This window comes from Nonomuraea typhae (genome assembly GCF_009760925.1).
Classification (GTDB): domain Bacteria; phylum Actinomycetota; class Actinomycetes; order Streptosporangiales; family Streptosporangiaceae; genus Nonomuraea; species Nonomuraea typhae.
In genome coordinates this window covers 1,157,839-1,173,637 of sequence record NZ_VRLV01000002.1, presented here as the reverse complement: position 1 = coordinate 1,173,637, position 15,799 = coordinate 1,157,839, and the positions used below count along the sequence as shown (strand labels likewise).

The window sequence follows — 15,799 nt, the reverse complement described above, 5'->3', positions numbered from 1 at the left end:
GTCGGGCCTCCCTTCGGTCGGGCCGTCTTCTCGGGTCCCACCCGTTGCCCGGCTAGGTGGTTGGGTCGTTGGAGCCCGCCCTGGTCTGCGGTCCTCGCTTCGCTCGGGCGCTTCGAACCGTGCGCGACTTCGACGCGGCTTGCGCGTGGGGTGAGTGTGAGCCCGCAAGGGAGTTGTGAATCAGCCCGGGTGGACTTGATCCGGTTTGGTGGGCATTCGAGATCAACGTTTGTCCCTGGCGCTCGCGGCACTCCGGTCGATTAGACGCCGCGTCGCCGAGCGTTGGGTGGTCTTGCCCGGCTTGCGTCAAGCGACGGAACCGCGATCCGAGTCGGTCGTCCGGGACATAGCCCATACATTCACGCGTCTGCTTTGGATTTCGACTGGTACGACTTTTTCAGTTGGTGTACCCGCTGCTTGGACAGGCCGGTGATTCGTGCTGTGTCGGGCTCTGACCAGCGCGCCGTCAGCTCGGCGACGACTTCTTCTCCCATTTCCAGGCTACGGGCCGCGTGTAGTTCGGCCAGCCTCCGCTCGTCGCGCCAAGCTTTCACCTTGGCCGTCAATTCGCCGGGCAGATCAAGGATGAGCTTGACGGGTGGCGGGTTCTCGGGCCAGGCCCATTCGTGAGCCTCTTCCAACTCCCGCTCCAACTGGGTCAGATTGCTGGCCACGGCCACGCCGCGCACTCGCTTTGAGTGGTCTCGGGCGGTCCAGCCACCCTCTTCGAAAGTGACCGTGTAGGTGATGGGCTCAGTCATGATTGTTCTCCAAGTCTTCGATGGCGGCTCGCAGATCTGCCAGTGCCTCAAGGTAGGCGGCCGGGCGAGCGTCTGGGTTCGCCGGGACGTAGACCATTGCCGACCGCTTGCCATGTCTGATGACCACCACGGCACAGGTCTCGCGTTTGTTGTGGAACAACCAATCAGCGGTTGCCCCGGCGGCTGCGACGATGGCGTTGACCTCGGCCGTAGCGCGGAAGTGTGGGGGGACATTCTCGCTCATGATCTTGTTAGTCTAGCCTACTAGGAACTTCTGTTCCTAGTGAAGTAGGAAGACGTGAAGGGATGTGAGGTGATCTTGGCTGCTTCACGGGGCGTATGTATGACCTTGAGTGCCTGGGTGCCGGGCGAGGTGTCCGGCTGTGCAACATCTCTTGGGCCCTCAGATCCCTTCGCCTCTGGAGACGTCGGCCCTTTCGATCATCTGACGCAGCTCTGGCACCTGGAGCGCCGAGTTCGAGTAAGCGGTGATGAGGTCCACAAGCAAGATCTTTCACCTTAGGCGCGCATCGCGCGTGAAGGTTCCTGTGCTTCTGGCTAGGCCGGGGCGTGGATCGGCCCTCGGTTGCCCGCACCCGGAGCCTTGCACCCAACCTGGCATCCGCTCCCGGACGCCAGGAGCCCGGCCATGATGCTTGCCCCGGGACGAGCTTGGTGTGGTCAGGCGGTTGCGTATGACAGGTGGCCGGGGAGGTCGGTGAGGCGTTCGATGCGGCGTATCGTCCCGTCTGCCGTCGGCGATGGGTCGCCGGTGACGAAGTCGATGCCGCGGTCCAGCCAGATGCCGGTGAGCCCGGCGTGGGCGGCGGCGGTCACATCGCTTTCCAGCATGTCGCCCACGTTGACCGCCTTCTTGGGGTCCGTCCGCATCCACCGGCAGGCGCCGGCGTAGGCGGCGGGCTTGGCCGCGCCCAACTCAGTTGGAGTCAGGACGGCTTCGAAGTACTCCAGGAGGCCGAAGCGGGCGAGCTTGGCGCGCTGCTGCCCGGGGTCTCCGTTGGTGAGAACGGCCAGGCGTGGTCCTTGGGGAAGCCGCTTCAGGGTCTCCAGGCAGGGCTGGACGTCGGGGTAGCACCGCCAGGACTCCGCGAACGGGGTGAGGTAGCGCTCGGTGATCCAGGCGTCCAGGAGGTCGGGGGCTTCCGGAACCGGTTCGCCGAGCATGGGCAGGAAGGCGCGGAGCCTGCGGCGGTGATGTTCGGCGAAGGAGCATTCACCGGCCAGGTACTCCCGCATGTGGCGTCCTTCCAGCGTCCACCACAACGTCACCAGTTCCTCCGGCGGAGCCGTCGCGTTCGGTGCTGCCCGGACGATCTGGCCGATCGTTTCCCAGACTGCGCTTCGATGATCGACCAGGGTGCCGTCCAGGTCGAAGAAAATCACGTCCGCCATGGGGTGATCATGTCGTGGTGTCTCTGCCTGACGCCAGAGGCGAGATGGCTCGGCTGGCTGATCTTGCGGCCGGTGAAGGGCTTCGAAGGCAGAGAGTCACCATGCCGACGCCGCCGAGATCCATCGCGTTCTGCGTGACCAAGGCGGAAACCTCGCCAAGGGCAAGGTCACTTCTACGATGAGGTCGTGAATAGTCAGCAACAGGCGGGCCGGCGTGAGCGGGGCCGGCCGCCGGGCCCCGGTGTGACGGTTGAGCAGCGGCGGGCGGATCTGCTCGACGCCGCGGAGCGAGCGATCCGGGCAAGAGGACCGGCGGTTTCGATGGCCGACATCGCACGCGAAGCCGGGTATGCGAGGTCCGCGTTGTATGCGATGTTCGCCGACCGGGCGTCCGTGCTCACGGCGCTCAGTGAACGGCATGCCGAGCGTATCTACGCCGCCATCGCCGACGGCATGCGCCTGGTTGCGGAGCCGCGCGGGAGGTTCCGGGTCACGCTCGACGTGCTGTGCCGGTGGGTGGAGGCCGAGCCGCACCTGTACCGGGTGCTGAGCCGGCATCCGCTGACCGACGAGGGGCCGGATCGGGGGTTGTTCGATGTGGTGAGCGCCTCGCTGGAGTCGCTGCTGCGGTCGACCCTGCGGGCCTCGGGCGCCGATCCGGCGCCGGCGGCGCCGTGGGCGCGGGCGATGGTGGGGTCGATGGCCGCGGCGGTGGAGTGGTGGCTGCGCGAGGACGCCATGTCGCGCGACGCTTTGGTCGAGCATCTCACCGATCTGTTCTGGGACGGCGGCGCGGCGCTTCCCCCCGGCTGGCTGGACGTCCGGGCTGCCGAAGGTTGACAGACTCTCAGAAAAAGACACACTGTCTTTTATGACGATGACGCATGCGCCGGAACGGTTCTGGGAGCCGGTCCCGGGCGAGGTCGACATTTCCCTGGTCGAGATCACCGGCACCCTGCCCCCGGAGTTGCGCGGCACGCTGTATCGCAACGGCCCGGGCCGATGGGAGGTGGGGTCGACTCAGCTCGACTGCCTGTTGGACCCCGACGGCATGATCGGCACGTTCATCCTCGATGGGTCGAGCGTGCGCTTCCGGAACCGGTATGTCCGCACGGAGCAGTATCTGCAGGGCAACCTGGCCGGGCGCCTGGTGAACCTGACCTCCGGGCAGCGGCTCCCCGGCGGAATCCCGAAGAACGTGCTGCGACGTCTGGGCAACCCGGCGAACACGAACGTGCTGATCCAGGGCGAGCGACTCTTCGCGTTGTGGGAAGGCGGCCGGCCGTACGAGCTCGACATCGACACCCTCGACACCTTGGGCATGACCGACCTGAACGGAGCGCTCAAGGGGCCGCTCGGGCCGTACTCGGCCCACTATTGCTGGGATCCGGCGTCGGAATCCGTGGTGAACTTCGGGGTCGACCCCTATATGCCCCGGATGGATCTCGCCTACCTCCAGGGGGCGCGCGACGGCGTCGAGTGGCGGCGCAGGGTGCGGGAGCTGCTCGGCGAAGTCCGGCCGCGGATCCGGCTCCGGCTCTATGAAACCGATCGGTACGGCGTCACGCGGTACCTTGGTTCGGTCCCGATGGCGACGTTCTCCTGGATACACGACATGGCGCTCACCCCGCGATACGCGATCTTCGCGGAGACTCCGGTGTGCTTCGATTTCGCCGCGGTGACGCTCGGCAGCGCATCGGGCATGGACGCCATGAGGCTGAAGCGGAACACGCCCGCCCGGTTCATCCTGGTGCCCCGCGACGGAGGTCCGGTCCGGACGGTGGAGACCGACCCGTTCTTCCTCTTCCACTTCACCAACGCCTACGACGAGGGCAACGACGTCATCGTCGAGCTCCCACGCTTCGCCCCCGACACGTTCCCCGCCGTGAAAGCGTGGATGAGGAACGTCCGCACGGGTACGGTGCCGTCGAAGAGCGTCCTCACCCGCTACCGGATCAGCGCCTCCGGCAAGGTGACCCTCGAGGACGCCGGCGACGTGCCCTGCGAGTTTCCCCAGTTCGACCAGCGATTCGCGACACAGCGTCATCACGTCACCTTCGCGGCGGCGCTCGGCAGCTCCGGCGTCGGCCTGGGCGCCGGCGTCGCCCGGTTCGATCACCGCGACAGCACGACGGACTCGTTCCGTCCCGAGGGCCACGACCTCGCCGAGCCGGTCTTCGTGCCCCGCGCGCCCGACTCTCCCGAGGGCGACGGGTGGGTGCTCACCATCGGCTACCACCAGAAGGAGCATCGCAGCAGCCTCATGATCTTCGATGCGGAGCACCTCGCCGACGGCCCGGTGGCGGAGGCGTGGCTGCCGTTCCACATCCCGGGCAGCTTCCACGGCGCCTTCACCACGCGCATCGCCACGTGAGCGCGCGTGCCGGTCGGCGACTCGTCCTCACCGCGTCCGGTACGTCCTGCGGATGGCGTTCACCAGGTCGTCGGGGGAGCAGTCCTTCAGCAGGTAACCCCTGGCCCCGGCGCGCAGGGCGCCGACGATGTAGTCGTCCTCCTCGAACGTGCTCAGCACCAGCGCCGCCACCTTCGGATGTTCCCCGGCCAGCCGGGTGATGAGCTGCACGCCGTCCATTCCCGGCATCCGGGCGTCGACCAGCACGATGTCGGGGTGAGGGTACGGCGGGGCCGCGAGCGCCGCCAGCGCCTGCACCCCGTCGGCCGCCTCGCCCACGACCTCGATGTCCTCCTCGACGTCCAGGAACTTGCGCAGCCCCTGCCGGATCAGCTCGTGATCGTCGACGATCAGGACACGGATCATCGTGGCAGCACCGCCGGAATCTCGACCCGCAGCTCGAAGCCGCCTTCCTCGCCGCTGGTGGCGCTCAGGGCGCCGCCGATGGAATGCACCCGTTCGCGTAACGAGGTCAGGCCGAAGCCGTGCTCGGCGCCCCGCGCGCCCTTGCCGTCGTCGCCGACGGTCATCACCACTTTCTGCTCGCCGAAGGTCAGCTGGGCACGGACCACCTTCGCGTCCGCATGCCGTACGGCGTTGGTGAGCCCTTCCTGCAGCACGCGGTAGAGCACCAGCTCGGCGTCGGGGTCGAGCGGGCGTTCCGTGCCGTGGAGCTGGAAGTCCACGTGCAGGCCGGTGCCGGTGAAGGAGTCGGCCAGGCGCTGGAGGGCGGGGCCGCCGATCCGGCTCTCCAGGGCGAGCGGGCGCAGGGCGCGCACCCAGAGGCGGGCGTCGGCCAGCGCGGTGACGGTCAGCTGCTTGGCCTGCCGTACCTCGTGCCAGGCGGCGTCGGGGCGGCGCTCGCGGAACCGTTCGGCGTTCTCCAGCCCGATCTTGATCACGGTGAGGTGATGGCCGATCGAGTCGTGCATGTCACGGGCCATTCTGGCGCGTTCCTCGGCCACGGCCAGCTCCCTGACGCGCTCCAGCAGGCGTTCTGCGGCCTCGCGCGCGCGGCGGACGTCCAGGAACGCCCGGGTCGTGGTGTAGACGAACCCGGCCAGGATCACCGCGCCCACGCCCTGGAAGACCCCGCTGATCCACGGCCCCTCGAAGAGCAGGGGTACGGCCAGCGTGACGGCGACCACGTACGGGGCCAAGATGAGGACCGTCATGCGGATGCTGAACAGGAACGCGATGTTGGCCAGCGTGATGAGCATGAACGGGCCGGCGTTGATGCCGCTGAAGGCGCTCATCGCGGTGACCGCAACCAGGAAGCACGGGGACACCAGCTTGCGCCAGGGGCTCGCGGAGGCGTCCCACGGCAGGAGGAACCACAGGACGGCGCTGGCCACCATGGACGCCACGAACGCGGCGAGCTGGGTGACCGGCGCGTAGCCGGTGACGACGGCCAGCGCGTTGGCGGCCCACAGCAGCCAGAAGACGGCGGTGAGCGGGAGCGGCCGGGTGGGTTCGCGGATGCTCACATGGCAACAGGCTAGCCAGTGCGGGGCCTCTCGGCATCCCCCTGAGGCACTATGCCTATGGTCATTGTCAGGTCATGCCACGGTCCGATGTGCCCGGCCGCGTGCCGCCGTACCGTCCTGACCATGAAGGTTCTCGTCGCGCTCCTCACCACGATCGTCATGTTCGTGCTCGTCGCGCTCAGCCCCATCCTGTCCCCGAGGACCACCTCCGCCGACGTCGTCGTCTCCCACCTCCTGCCGACCGTGGCGGCGCTGGCGTTGCTCTTCCTCTATCGGCGCTTCGCCGACCGGCGTCCGTGGTCTTCGCTGCGGACCGCGCCGACCCGGTGGTCCATCCCCCAGTTCTTACTCGGCGCGGCCGTGGGCCTGGGCACGTTGCTCCTGGCCAACGCGCTCGCCGTCTGGGTGGGAGCCGCGACCTGGGGCGGCGTGAGCACGGATCAGGGAGTGCCTTACGCCCTGTTCCTGTTTCCCGTGCTCATCGCGTTCCGGGCCGGCTATCCGGAGGAGCTGCTGTTCCGGGGACACCTGTTCGACGTGCTGTCGGATCGCTACCGGCAGATGACCGTGCTGGTCATCACGTCGGTGTCCTTCGGCGCGCTCCACATCGTCTCCCAGAGCGCGGCCGAGGGGATCGTGGAGCGCCTGCTGTACGTGCTGATGGCGATCGGGTTCGGCTTCCTGTGCGGGACGCTGCGGATGCGCACCGGGACGGTGTGGGCTGCGGCCGGAATGCACAGCTCGCTCTACTACGTCGTCTACTTTCCGACTCAGGAGATCAACTTCGGGGTTCAGCTGATCTTTCAGACGGTCCTGTTCGCGCTGGCCGCCGCGGCCGTGCTGATGTTCCCGGGGCGGCGGTTACCCTCCGCGGCACTCCCAGGCTAACCGGCCAGGAACTCTCTGGCGCCCCTCAGCCGGGTGCGGAGGAGACGCTGGGTCCGGTCGCAGGTGAGGCGCAGGTCGAGGGGGCCGGTCAGGGTCGTGCCGGCGCGGCGTCCCGTGGGCAGGGCGGCGGGGTCCAGGCCGTCGCGGCGGGCGATGAGGAGGCCGAGCTCGTGCCGGGTGACCGCGTCCGGGCCGGCGATGTGGTGGACGCCCTGGTGGGCGGGGTGGGCGAGCTCGAGGAGGGCGGCGGTCAGGTCGGCGACGTGTACGGCGCAGCGCACGTCGTCGGTGAACAGCGGCCCCTGGTGCCGGCCGGAGGCGACGGCGTGGACGAAGGACTCGTAGGGGGAGTCGCCGGCGCCGATGATCAGGGAGGTCCGGGCGATCACCGCTCCGGGGTCGATCGCCTGGACGGCCACTTCGGCGGCCGCCTTGGCCGCGCCGTACGGGGTGATGGGGTCCGGGGTGGCCTCCTCGGGGTAGGTGATCGCGCGGCCGGAGAAGACGGCGTCGCTGGAGACATGCACCAGCCGCGCGCCGGTCGCGGCGGCGGCCAGGGCCAGGTGGGCGGCGCCCGTGGCCGTGGTGGCCCAGTCCTGCTGCCGGTAGGCGGCGTTGACGACGAGATCGGGGGTGAACGTCTGGAGCAGGCCGAGGGTGGCGGCGCGGTCGCGGAGGTCGAGGGGCAGCCAGGTGGCCGGCGCGGTGCCGGGCACGGGTAGGCAGGTGGCACCGACGTCGTGGGCGGGGGTGGTCAGGTGGGTAGCGCCGACGTCGTGGGCGGGGGTGGTCAGGTAGGTGGCGCCGACGTCGTGGCCGGCGGCGGTGCTCTGCCGGACGAGCTCGCGGCCCAGGAATCCGCTGCCGCCGATGACGAGCACGCGCATGCCGATCAGACCCGCAGGAACCCGTGAGTACGGCCGAGCGGCACGAACCCGAGCCGGCCGTAGAACTGCTTGGGCCAGTCGTGGTCGTCGGCGTCCAGGAAGATCACTTCAGCGCCCGCGGCCTCGGCGAGCAGCCCCTCCAGCAGCACCCGGGCGTGCCCGCGGCCCCGATGCCCCGCGGCGGTGTAGACGCTCTCGATCTGCGCGATCCCGTCCTGCCGGTAGAGATCGGCCCGGGCGGCGATCGACCCGTCCGCCACCCGCACGCCGCGGAAGCCCACGAAGTCCGCGCCGAGCAGCCGGTGCTCCACCCGCCGCGCCAGCTCGTCCACCACCTGCTCCGAGGCGTCGGGCAGCGACTCCCGCCAGTCGCGCCGCAGGACCCGGACCATCTCCGCGAGCCCGATCTCCGCCACCGGCCGCGGGCGAGGCGGCGGCTGCCCGCGGAAGATCATCGTGAGGTTCACGGAATGCTCGTACCCCGCGGCCAGGAACGCGGGCGCGAAGGCCCGCCCGAGCCGGTCGTCGTGCACGTGGACGTAGCGGTGGCTCCGCCCGGCCAGCACCTCGTCGGCCGCCCGCAGCACCGCCCGAGCGTCGGCGCCCGACCAGATGAGCAGCTTGTTGTCGTCGTGCGAGCCGGGAAACCGGTCGTTCAGCAGCCCCGCACCGCCGGCCAACGGGAGCGTGCGAGCGGCCTTGCGAAGGGCGAAGTCCCGCTGAAACTGCAGAATCCGGTCATATTCCGAAGACATGGTTCACCACCCTGGAGCCCGTCCGAAGGAAACCTGGAGGACGTCCAGGCACCCTGAGGCCATGAATGCGACGAAGGACTTGACGATCACCACCATAGGCCGCAAAACCGGCCGCCTACGCACGACAACACACCCCTTCGGTGCGGACGGCGACCAACTGGTCCTGGTGGGGCCCGGCTCGGCGGCGGGCCCGCACCTGCCGGGCTGGTACCAGGACCTGATGGCGCACCCCGATGCCGAGGTCCAGCTGGACGGCAGAAGGCTGCACGTCCGGGCGCACACGGCGCACGGCCCGGAGCGGCGGCGGTTGTGGACGAAGCTGGTGGCCGCGCAGCCGGTCTACCAGCGGTATGCGGAGGCGGCCCGGGGCGAGATCCCGGTGGTGGTGCTGGAGGCGACGGCATGACGACGTTCGGTGAGATCCAGGAGGCGTTCGAGACGTACATCGGGGACATCGTCTACGCGACCATGACCACGGTGGACCGGAAGAACCGCCCCCGGGCCCGGGTGCTGATCCCCATCTGGGAGGTGGTGGACGGCGAGCCGCTGGGCTGGCTGGCCACCTACAGGACGCCGGTGAAGGCGGCGCACCTGGCCGGCAACCCGCACACCACGTTCTCGTACTGGACCCCGAGGCAGAACGCGGTGAGCATCGACACGGTCGCGGAATGGGTGGACGACATCGAGGTCAAGCGCCGCGTGTGGGGTTTGTACCGCACGACCAGCCCGCGCGGGGCCGGCTACAACCTGGGCAACTTCTGGCGGAGCCCGAGCGACCCGAAGCTGCACGTGCTGCGCCTGGAGCCGTGGCGGGTCCAGGTGATCCGCGGCGCGGACCTGCACAGCCGGATCTGGACGAAACGGCAGGAGGTCAGCCCAGCCGGGTGACGATCCTGCTCAGCACCTCGGCGAGCTGGGCGAGGTCATCGCCGGCGTCCTGTTCGAGCCGGGCGCGCTCGGCCTCGACGGCCGCGTCCCAGCGCCGCAGGGCGGTCTTCCCGTGGGCCGAGGCGTAGATGAGCACGCGCCGCCGGTCGGCGTCGTCGACCCGCCGGTAGACCAGCCCTTGCGAGACGAGTTTGTCCACGACCTTGGTGACGGTGGGCGCGGCGAGGATGACGTGCTCGGCGACCTGGGTCATCGCGTGCCCGCGGCCGTCGGCGAGCAGGCCGAGCACCCGCCATTGATCAACTGTGCTGCCGGCCGCGGCCAGGGCGGTGGCGATCCGCTGCGTTAACTGGCGTTCGGCGAGCGTGAGCAGTCGTGCTGTCTCCATCCTGATGCCAGGGTAACAGTTCACGGGCGAAAACTTCGCAGATAAAGTAACCGCTAAGGAGCGCGCCCATGGAGACTCTCGCGGTAGCGCTGGTGATCCCTCTGCAGGGACCAGCCGGCATCTTCGGTCCCTCCTGCGAACTGTGCGCCCGGCTGGCCGCCGACGAGATCAACGCAGGGAGCGGGCTGCTCGGTCACGAGCTCGTCTTCCGCGTGGTCGACGGCGGCCGCCCGCCGCACGAGGTGGCCGACGAGGTCGATCGGCTGATCGCCGCGGGCGAGGTGCGGGCCGTCACCGGCTGGCACATCTCCGCGGTACGGCAGGCGGTCGCGCCCCGGATCGCCGGGCGGGTGCCGTACCTCTACACCCCGTTGTACGAGGGCGGCGAGCACACCCCGTGGGTCTTTCTGACGGGTGAGACGCCGGGCCGGCAGCTGCGGCCGGCGCTGCGCTGGATGGCCGAGGAGCTCGGCGTGCGGCGCTGGACGGTGGTGGGCGACGACTACGTCTGGCCGAGGGAGTCGGCCAGGGCGGCCCGGCAGTACGTGGGCGGCAACAAGATCGTGGACGAGTTCTACGTGCGCCTGGGCACCGAGGACTTCGGCGGCGCGCTGGACCGGATCGCCCAAGGGCGCGGCGACGGCGTGCTCATGCTGCTGGTCGGCCAGGACGCGGTGGCGTTCAACCGGGCGTTCGCGGCGGCCGGGCTCGATCGCGACCACGTGCGGTTCAGCCCGCTGATGGACGAGAACATGCTGCTGGCGACCGGCGCCGCCAGCACGCGCGGGCTGTATTCGGCGGCCGGGTTCTTCGAGGGGCTGGGCACGGCGGGCAGCCTCGACTTCGGCGGGCGCTACCACGCGCGGTTCGGCCCGGACGCGCCGGTGCTCAACAGCATGGGCGAGTCCTGCTTCGAGGGTGTGCGGCTGCTGGGCGAGCTGGTCAACCGGGCGGGTGCGCTGGATCTGGACAGCATCCGGCGGGCCGCCGAGGGCCTGGTCTACGAGGGCCCGCGCGGGACCGTGCGCATGCGCGACCGCCATCTGGAGCAGGCGGTGTTCCTGGCCGAGGCGGACGGCATGGACTTCCACGTGCTGCAACAGCTCTGAGGGGTTGACAATACTTCCCTGAATAATATTTTCTGTGTGAAGTATCTGGGTGGGAGGTTGTCATGACGACCTATGAATACACCTGTCTGACCTGCGGACCATTCGAGGAACGGCACCCCATGGGCCAGGCGCCGGGGGAGACCCCCTGCCGCTGCTGCGGCACCCCGGCGCCCCGGCGCTTCAGTCCGCCCGCCGTACGGCAGATCACGCCCAAGCTGCGGCGGGCGCTCGACGCGCAGGAGTCCAGCGCGCACGAGCCCCGCGTCGTCAGGCGGTGACGGCATGGCCAGCGTGGGCCTGCTGTACGTCGGCGCCGTCCTGTTCGTCAACGCGATGATGCTGCTCGGCAAGGTCGACGGCCGGGCGGCGGCGATCCTCAACCTGTTCGTCGGCGCGCTCCAGGTCGTGACGCCGACCGTGATCATCGTGACCGCGGGCGGCGACCCGGCGACGATCATGGGGGCGTCCGGGATCTATCTGTTCGGCTTCACCTACCTCTACGTGGGGATCGGGCTGCTGGCCGGGCTCTCCACCACCGGCGTCGGCTGGTTCTCGCTGTTCGTGGCCATCGCCGCGCTCGTCTACGCCGCCCACAACGCCTTCACCGTCCGCGACTACCCCTTCGCCGTCATCTGGCTGCTGTGGTCGTTCCTGTGGACGTTGTTCTTCCTCGTGCTCGGCCTCGGGCGCGAGGACCTCACCCGCTACACCGGCTGGGTGACGCTCGTGCAAGCCTGGCTGACCGCGGTCATCCCGGCGTTCCTGCTGCTCACCGGCCGCTACTCCCCGTCGGCCTTCTACGCGCTCATCCTGGCGGGCGTCTGCGTCGTCGCCTTCGGCGGTCTGTGGATGACCGCCCGCCGTACTCAAGAACGGGAGCCGTCCCATGCCTGACGTCGTCTTCTCCGTAGACCAGTCGAAATCCATGCGCGACCAGGCCGCGCCCGGGCACAACCGGTGGCACCCCGACATCCCGGCCGTCGCCTCCGTACGGCCCGGCAGCTCGATCCGCATCGAATGCCGCGAATGGACCGACGGCCAGATCCACAACAGCGACAGCGCCAAGGACGTGCGCGACGTCGACCTGTCGGTGGCGCACATGCTCAGCGGCCCCGTCGCCGTCGAGGGCGCCGAACCCGGCGACCTGCTCGTCGTCGACATCCTCGACCTCGGTCCCGTCCCCCAGGAGTACGGCGAGGCGCCCGGCCAGGGCTGGGGCTACACGGGCATCTTCGCCAAGGAGAACGGCGGCGGCTTCCTGACCGAGGAGTACCCGGAGGCGGCCAAGGCCGTCTGGGACTTCCGCGGCCAGGTCGCCACCTCCCGCCACCTGCCCGGGGTGCGGTTCACCGGCATCACCCACCCCGGCCTGTTCGGCACCGCGCCCTCGCACGAACTGCTGGCCCAGTGGAACGAGCGCGAACGCGCCCTCATCGCCACCGACCCCGGCCGGGTCCCCCCGCTCGCCCTCCCACCGCTCGAGGAGGGGGTCCTGGCCGGCTCACTCACCGGCGCCGACCTCGAACGCGTCGGCAGGGAAGGCGCCCGCACCGTGCCCGCCCGCGAGAACGGCGGCAACCACGACATCAAGAACTTCTCCCGCGGATCCCGCGTCCTCTACCCCGTCCACGTGCCCGGCGCCAAGCTGTCCGGCGGCGACCTGCACTTCAGCCAGGGCGACGGCGAGATCACGTTCTGCGGCGCCATCGAAATGGGCGGCTTCATCGACATGCACGTCGACCTCATCAAGGGCGGCATGGCCAAGTACGGCGTCACCACCAACCCGATCTTCATGCCGGGCAACGTCGAGCCGCGCTACACCGAGTTCCTGTCGTTCATCGGCATCTCGGTCGACCACGCAAACAACGTCAATCACTACAACGACGCCACGCTGGCCTACCGGAACGCCTGCCTGAACGCCGTCGAATACCTCAAGAAGTTCGGCTACAGCGGCGAGCAGGCGTACCTGATCCTCGGCTCGGCCCCCATCGAGGGCAGGGTCAGCGGCGTGGTCGACATCCCCAACGCCTGCTGCTCGCTCTACCTGCCGACCGCCATCTTCGACTTCGACATCCGGCCCACCGCCGAGGGACCGCACTGGGGCGACCGCGGCCGCTGCGCCGTGGCCACCTAGTCCTGCTCGTCCTCCGGCTTCTTCTTCGGGGCGTTCCTGCGCTGCTCTTCGGCCCGCTCACGCAGGCGGCGCAGGAACTCCTCGTCGTCGTCCGGGTTGCTCGCCTCGAAGCGGCCCGGACGGTCGTATTCGGGGTAGCGGCCGGCCATGCGCCGCTGATGGGGCGTGGCCGGCGGCAACGCCTGCGGACGCCCGGCGACCAGCCAGATGACGGACCCGACCAGCGGGAACAACAGGACCACGAACACCCAAAGAATCTTGGGAAGGTTGCGTACGGCCTCGTCGGGGGTGGTGATCACGTCGAAGAGGCAATAGATCCACAGGACCAGCGTGATCAGGCCCATGGCTTCGTAGATGTACACCACGCGCCGGAAGGTAACAGAACCCGTGATCGCTGTACAGCCGATGGAGTACGGCCCGGCCGCCCGGCTGCGTCCCGCGCGGTAGCCCGCCACCGGCCTCGTGGACGATGCCCGGAGCCCTGAGCGGCGAGAAGGTTGTGCCATGACTTCTCACGCGTTCAGATTCGGCACCGTCGGGGGCTTCGCGCGCGACGGCGAGGCGTGGACCGCGCTGGCCCGGCGGGCCGAGGACCTCGGGTACGCCACGCTGCTGATCCCGGACACGCTCACCACGCTGTCACCCTTCACGGCCGCCGCCGCTGCCGCCGCCGTGACCAGCCGCCTGCGGGTCGGCACGTACGTGGCGGCGGCGCCGTACCGGACGCCCGCCGCGGTGGCGCGTGAGGTGGGCACGCTGCGCACGCTGACGGGCGGCCGGTTCGAGCTGGGCATCGGCGCCGGGCGGCCGGGCGCCGAGCAGGAGGCGGCGGCGCTGGGCGTGCGGTTCGGCACGCCGTCCGAGCGGGTGCGACGGGTGGTGGACACGCTGGACGCGGTGGACGAGGACGTGCCCGTCCTGATCGCGGCCGCCGGGACGCGGCTGCTGCGCCTGGCCGCCGAGCGGGCCGACACCGTCGCCCTGGGGCTGCCGGCGACCGCCACGGAGGACGACCTGGCCGCCAAGCTTGACGAGCTGTACGAGCTGGCCGGCGACCGGTTCAACGAGCTGGAGATCAACACCAACCTGGCGGCCGTGGGCGACGAGCTGCCCGCCTGGTTGTCCCAGCAGCTCGGCACCGACCCGCGGGAGATCGTGGCCAAGGGCGGCTACGGCATCCTCACCGGGACCCTCGACCAGATGGCCGACACGCTGCGCCGCCGCCGCGACCGCCTCGGGGTCTCCTACATCTCGGTCAGCGCGCAGTTCCTGGAGCAGTTCGCGCCGCTCGTGGAACGGCTGGCCGGTACCTGACACACGCTGACGGGTACTCCTGCCACGCTGGGCACATGTTCGCGAAAGGCACCTTCGACACCGCCGGCTGGACCCCTCAGCCAGCCTACGACGACCGCGACGGCGTCTCCCTTGGCGTCGTCACCATGACCAAGACCTTCCACGGCGACCTGACCGGCACCAGCCTGGTCACGCTGCTCGTGGTGAGCACCCCGGTGGAGGAGTCGAAGGCGTACGTCGCCCTGGAACGCATCGACGCCACGCTCGACGGCCGCACCGGCAGCTTCACCGTCCAGCACCTGGCGGCCAGCGAGCCGTCCGGCCAGTCGCTGCGCGTCAGCGTCGTCCCCGACTCCGGCACCGGCGAGCTGACCGGCATCCGGGGCGAGATGCAGATCCACATCGCGCCCGACGGCACCCACTCCTACGTCCTCGACTACACCCGCCCCGATTAGACCCGCTGGGCCAGGTCCACGACGGCGGCCATGAGCTCGGGGCCGTCCAGGAGGGTCTGGTCGTTGTGGCCGGCGCCGGGCACCTCGACCAGGACGGCCCCCGGCGGGGCGGCCGAGCGGGAGAGGGCCGGCGGGACGATCGTGTCGGCGCTGCCGTACACGATGGTGATCGGCGCGTGCACCGTCCTCAGCTGCGCCTTCACCGGGAACGTGTCGCGCAGCAGCGGCCGTACCGGAAGGAAAGGATAGGCGTGCCTGCCGGCGTCGGCCAGGTCGGTGAACGGGGAGCGGAGCAGCAGACCGTCCGGCGGGATCTTCGTGGCCAGGCGGGTGGCCACGGCGGCACCCAGGCTTTCGCCGTAATAGATGACTTTTCCGTTCACCGCCTGGCGGGCGGCCTCCGCGTCCAGAGCCAGGCCCTCCTCCGTGGGACTGCCCGCGTTGCCGCCATACCCGCGATAGTCCATGAGAAGGACGGCGAAACCCTCCCGGGCCAGCGCCGCGGCCAGCGGCGCCCGGTGCGACCGGTTGCCCGCGTTCCCGCCCATGACCAGGACGGTCACCTCCCGCCTCCCGGGCACGTACCACGCGCCCAGCCGCAGGCCGTCGGCCGTGGTGAGCGTGACGTCGCGGGCCCCGGGCAGGACCGTGGCCGCGGCCGGCACGGGCCGGGTGTCCGGCAGATAGATCAGCCGCCGCTGGAACAACCAGAGCAGCCCCGCCAGCAACAGCGCCACGCCCAGGACAGCCACCACGGACAGCAGTACGGTCTTGATCACGCCATCTCTTCCCGAGTGCGGTACGTCACCTGCTGATCGTCCGCCACGTCCCCTGAGGTAACAAGGTAACCATGAGCCACTGGGCATGGGGCGCCGAGCCCGGCCTGGACGAGCTGCGTGACCTGGCGCCCTCCTGGGCGGGGGCGCCG

At 69.8% G+C, this 15,799-nt stretch carries 21 protein-coding genes; 11 read left to right on the top strand and 10 right to left on the bottom strand.

Translation table 11 applies throughout. The annotated features are described in order from the left end of the window. Window positions 1-359 precede the first annotated feature (359 nt). The 3 genes from FVE25_RS11955 to FVE25_RS11945 all read right to left on the bottom strand — a co-directional run bounded on the left by FVE25_RS11955 (window position 360) and on the right by FVE25_RS11945 (window position 2,174). The gene (locus FVE25_RS11955; RefSeq protein ID WP_157246467.1) at window positions 360-761 is read right to left on the bottom strand and encodes a hypothetical protein; all 402 of its coding nucleotides are present in this window, start codon (window positions 759-761) and stop codon (window positions 360-362) included. Beyond that, complete coding sequence (locus tag FVE25_RS11950) at window positions 754-1,005, bottom strand: hypothetical protein (protein WP_157246466.1); 252 nt, start codon at window positions 1,003-1,005, stop codon at window positions 754-756. The genes FVE25_RS11955 and FVE25_RS11950 overlap by 8 nt, the downstream gene beginning before the upstream one ends. 437 nt (window positions 1,006-1,442) lie before the next feature. Beyond that, a complete protein-coding gene (locus tag FVE25_RS11945) occupies window positions 1,443-2,174 on the bottom strand; it encodes an HAD family hydrolase (RefSeq protein WP_157246465.1) in 732 nt (243 codons plus the stop codon). 186 nt (window positions 2,175-2,360) lie between these two features. Between FVE25_RS11945 and FVE25_RS11940 the strand changes: the two genes are divergently transcribed. Then, window positions 2,361-3,014 (top strand): TetR/AcrR family transcriptional regulator, encoded by a 654-nt coding sequence (locus tag FVE25_RS11940; protein WP_219825432.1) that lies wholly within the window; start codon window positions 2,361-2,363, stop codon window positions 3,012-3,014. Window positions 3,015-3,045: 31 nt separating this feature from the next. Further along, window positions 3,046-4,548 (top strand): carotenoid oxygenase family protein, encoded by a 1,503-nt coding sequence (locus FVE25_RS11935; protein WP_157246464.1) that lies wholly within the window; start codon window positions 3,046-3,048, stop codon window positions 4,546-4,548. Between the two features lie 27 nt (window positions 4,549-4,575). On the opposite strand, the gene FVE25_RS11930 is transcribed toward FVE25_RS11935, so the two are convergent. Continuing rightward, window positions 4,576-4,953, bottom strand: coding sequence for a response regulator (locus FVE25_RS11930; protein WP_157246463.1), 378 nt, complete (start codon window positions 4,951-4,953; stop codon window positions 4,576-4,578). Beyond that, complete coding sequence (locus tag FVE25_RS11925) at window positions 4,950-6,074, bottom strand: sensor histidine kinase (RefSeq protein ID WP_157246462.1); 1,125 nt, start codon at window positions 6,072-6,074, stop codon at window positions 4,950-4,952. Before FVE25_RS11925 ends, FVE25_RS11930 begins: the two co-directional genes overlap by 4 nt. A gap of 123 nt (window positions 6,075-6,197) precedes the next feature. On the opposite strand from FVE25_RS11925, the gene FVE25_RS11920 reads away from it, so the two are divergent. Further along, entirely contained in the window at window positions 6,198-6,962 is a 765-nt protein-coding gene (locus tag FVE25_RS11920; RefSeq protein ID WP_157246461.1) for a CPBP family intramembrane glutamic endopeptidase, read from the top strand. Here FVE25_RS11920 and FVE25_RS11915 read toward each other — a convergent pair. Both FVE25_RS11915 and FVE25_RS11910 read right to left on the bottom strand, forming a co-directional pair. Next, window positions 6,959-7,849: a sugar nucleotide-binding protein gene (locus tag FVE25_RS11915; protein WP_157246460.1), complete on the bottom strand. Its 891-nt coding sequence runs from the start codon at window positions 7,847-7,849 to the stop codon at window positions 6,959-6,961. The two genes, FVE25_RS11920 and FVE25_RS11915, sit on opposite strands and share 4 nt — an antisense overlap. A gap of 5 nt (window positions 7,850-7,854) precedes the next feature. Next, a complete protein-coding gene (locus FVE25_RS11910; RefSeq protein WP_157246459.1) occupies window positions 7,855-8,604 on the bottom strand; it encodes a GNAT family N-acetyltransferase in 750 nt (249 codons plus the stop codon). Window positions 8,605-8,665: 61 nt separating this feature from the next. Here FVE25_RS11910 and FVE25_RS11905 point away from each other — a divergent pair, with 61 nt between their 5' ends. Beyond that, the gene (locus FVE25_RS11905; protein WP_157246458.1) at window positions 8,666-9,010 is read left to right on the top strand and encodes a nitroreductase/quinone reductase family protein; all 345 of its coding nucleotides are present in this window, start codon (window positions 8,666-8,668) and stop codon (window positions 9,008-9,010) included. Continuing rightward, window positions 9,007-9,492, top strand: coding sequence for a pyridoxamine 5'-phosphate oxidase family protein (locus FVE25_RS11900; protein WP_157246457.1), 486 nt, complete (start codon window positions 9,007-9,009; stop codon window positions 9,490-9,492). The genes FVE25_RS11905 and FVE25_RS11900 overlap by 4 nt, the downstream gene beginning before the upstream one ends. Here the strand turns inward: FVE25_RS11900 and FVE25_RS11895 are convergent. After that, a complete protein-coding gene (locus tag FVE25_RS11895) occupies window positions 9,476-9,880 on the bottom strand; it encodes a MarR family winged helix-turn-helix transcriptional regulator (RefSeq protein WP_157246456.1) in 405 nt (134 codons plus the stop codon). The two genes, FVE25_RS11900 and FVE25_RS11895, sit on opposite strands and share 17 nt — an antisense overlap. Window positions 9,881-9,948: 68 nt before the next feature. Between FVE25_RS11895 and FVE25_RS11890 the strand changes: the two genes are divergently transcribed. The 4 genes from FVE25_RS11890 to fmdA all read left to right on the top strand — a co-directional run bounded on the left by FVE25_RS11890 (window position 9,949) and on the right by fmdA (window position 13,123). Then, complete coding sequence (locus FVE25_RS11890; RefSeq protein WP_157246455.1) at window positions 9,949-10,989, top strand: substrate-binding domain-containing protein; 1,041 nt, start codon at window positions 9,949-9,951, stop codon at window positions 10,987-10,989. A 62-nt stretch (window positions 10,990-11,051) separates the two neighbouring features. Next, entirely contained in the window at window positions 11,052-11,267 is a 216-nt protein-coding gene (locus FVE25_RS11885) for an FmdB family zinc ribbon protein (protein WP_157246454.1), read from the top strand. Window positions 11,268-11,271: 4 nt separating this feature from the next. Further along, the gene (locus FVE25_RS11880) at window positions 11,272-11,883 is read left to right on the top strand and encodes an AmiS/UreI family transporter (protein ID WP_157246453.1); all 612 of its coding nucleotides are present in this window, start codon (window positions 11,272-11,274) and stop codon (window positions 11,881-11,883) included. Continuing rightward, window positions 11,876-13,123: a formamidase gene (gene fmdA, locus FVE25_RS11875; RefSeq protein WP_157246452.1), complete on the top strand. Its 1,248-nt coding sequence runs from the start codon at window positions 11,876-11,878 to the stop codon at window positions 13,121-13,123. Before FVE25_RS11880 ends, fmdA begins: the two co-directional genes overlap by 8 nt. Here the strand turns inward: fmdA and FVE25_RS11870 are convergent. After that, window positions 13,120-13,488 carry a PLD nuclease N-terminal domain-containing protein gene (locus FVE25_RS11870; RefSeq protein ID WP_219825431.1) on the bottom strand — a complete coding sequence of 123 codons (369 nt, stop codon included), beginning with the start codon at window positions 13,486-13,488 and terminating at the stop codon, window positions 13,120-13,122. The genes fmdA and FVE25_RS11870 overlap by 4 nt on opposite strands. Window positions 13,489-13,627: 139 nt before the next feature. Between FVE25_RS11870 and FVE25_RS11865 the strand changes: the two genes are divergently transcribed. Continuing rightward, window positions 13,628-14,437, top strand: a complete 810-nt coding sequence (locus tag FVE25_RS11865; protein WP_157246451.1) for an LLM class flavin-dependent oxidoreductase — start codon at window positions 13,628-13,630, stop codon at window positions 14,435-14,437. Window positions 14,438-14,472: 35 nt separating this feature from the next. Then, the gene (locus FVE25_RS11860; RefSeq protein WP_157246450.1) at window positions 14,473-14,871 is read left to right on the top strand and encodes a DUF3224 domain-containing protein; all 399 of its coding nucleotides are present in this window, start codon (window positions 14,473-14,475) and stop codon (window positions 14,869-14,871) included. On the opposite strand, the gene FVE25_RS11855 is transcribed toward FVE25_RS11860, so the two are convergent. Continuing rightward, window positions 14,868-15,650 carry an alpha/beta hydrolase gene (locus FVE25_RS11855; RefSeq protein WP_157246449.1) on the bottom strand — a complete coding sequence of 261 codons (783 nt, stop codon included), beginning with the start codon at window positions 15,648-15,650 and terminating at the stop codon, window positions 14,868-14,870. The two genes, FVE25_RS11860 and FVE25_RS11855, sit on opposite strands and share 4 nt — an antisense overlap. Window positions 15,651-15,799 lie beyond the last annotated feature (149 nt).

What these genes read in the sequence shown, in the direction of transcription:
- FVE25_RS11945 (WP_157246465.1), bottom strand. Translation starts at nt 2,174, where the DNA reads ATGGCGGACGTGATTTTCTTCGACCTGGACGGCACCCTGGTCGATCAT.
- FVE25_RS11910 (WP_157246459.1), bottom strand. Translation starts at nt 8,604, where the DNA reads ATGTCTTCGGAATATGACCGGATTCTGCAGTTTCAGCGGGACTTCGCC.
- FVE25_RS11920 (WP_157246461.1), top strand. Translation starts at nt 6,198, where the DNA reads ATGAAGGTTCTCGTCGCGCTCCTCACCACGATCGTCATGTTCGTGCTC.
- FVE25_RS11900 (WP_157246457.1), top strand. Translation starts at nt 9,007, where the DNA reads ATGACGACGTTCGGTGAGATCCAGGAGGCGTTCGAGACGTACATCGGG.
- FVE25_RS11905 (WP_157246458.1), top strand. Translation starts at nt 8,666, where the DNA reads ATGAATGCGACGAAGGACTTGACGATCACCACCATAGGCCGCAAAACC.
- fmdA (WP_157246452.1), top strand. Translation starts at nt 11,876, where the DNA reads ATGCCTGACGTCGTCTTCTCCGTAGACCAGTCGAAATCCATGCGCGAC.
- FVE25_RS11890 (WP_157246455.1), top strand. Translation starts at nt 9,949, where the DNA reads ATGGAGACTCTCGCGGTAGCGCTGGTGATCCCTCTGCAGGGACCAGCC.
- FVE25_RS11885 (WP_157246454.1), top strand. Translation starts at nt 11,052, where the DNA reads ATGACGACCTATGAATACACCTGTCTGACCTGCGGACCATTCGAGGAA.
- FVE25_RS11915 (WP_157246460.1), bottom strand. Translation starts at nt 7,849, where the DNA reads ATGCGCGTGCTCGTCATCGGCGGCAGCGGATTCCTGGGCCGCGAGCTC.
- FVE25_RS11935 (WP_157246464.1), top strand. Translation starts at nt 3,046, where the DNA reads ATGACGATGACGCATGCGCCGGAACGGTTCTGGGAGCCGGTCCCGGGC.
- FVE25_RS11930 (WP_157246463.1), bottom strand. Translation starts at nt 4,953, where the DNA reads ATGATCCGTGTCCTGATCGTCGACGATCACGAGCTGATCCGGCAGGGG.
- FVE25_RS11950 (WP_157246466.1), bottom strand. Translation starts at nt 1,005, where the DNA reads ATGAGCGAGAATGTCCCCCCACACTTCCGCGCTACGGCCGAGGTCAAC.
- FVE25_RS11895 (WP_157246456.1), bottom strand. Translation starts at nt 9,880, where the DNA reads ATGGAGACAGCACGACTGCTCACGCTCGCCGAACGCCAGTTAACGCAG.
- FVE25_RS11860 (WP_157246450.1), top strand. Translation starts at nt 14,473, where the DNA reads ATGTTCGCGAAAGGCACCTTCGACACCGCCGGCTGGACCCCTCAGCCA.
- FVE25_RS11880 (WP_157246453.1), top strand. Translation starts at nt 11,272, where the DNA reads ATGGCCAGCGTGGGCCTGCTGTACGTCGGCGCCGTCCTGTTCGTCAAC.
- FVE25_RS11955 (WP_157246467.1), bottom strand. Translation starts at nt 761, where the DNA reads ATGACTGAGCCCATCACCTACACGGTCACTTTCGAAGAGGGTGGCTGG.
- FVE25_RS11865 (WP_157246451.1), top strand. Translation starts at nt 13,628, where the DNA reads ATGACTTCTCACGCGTTCAGATTCGGCACCGTCGGGGGCTTCGCGCGC.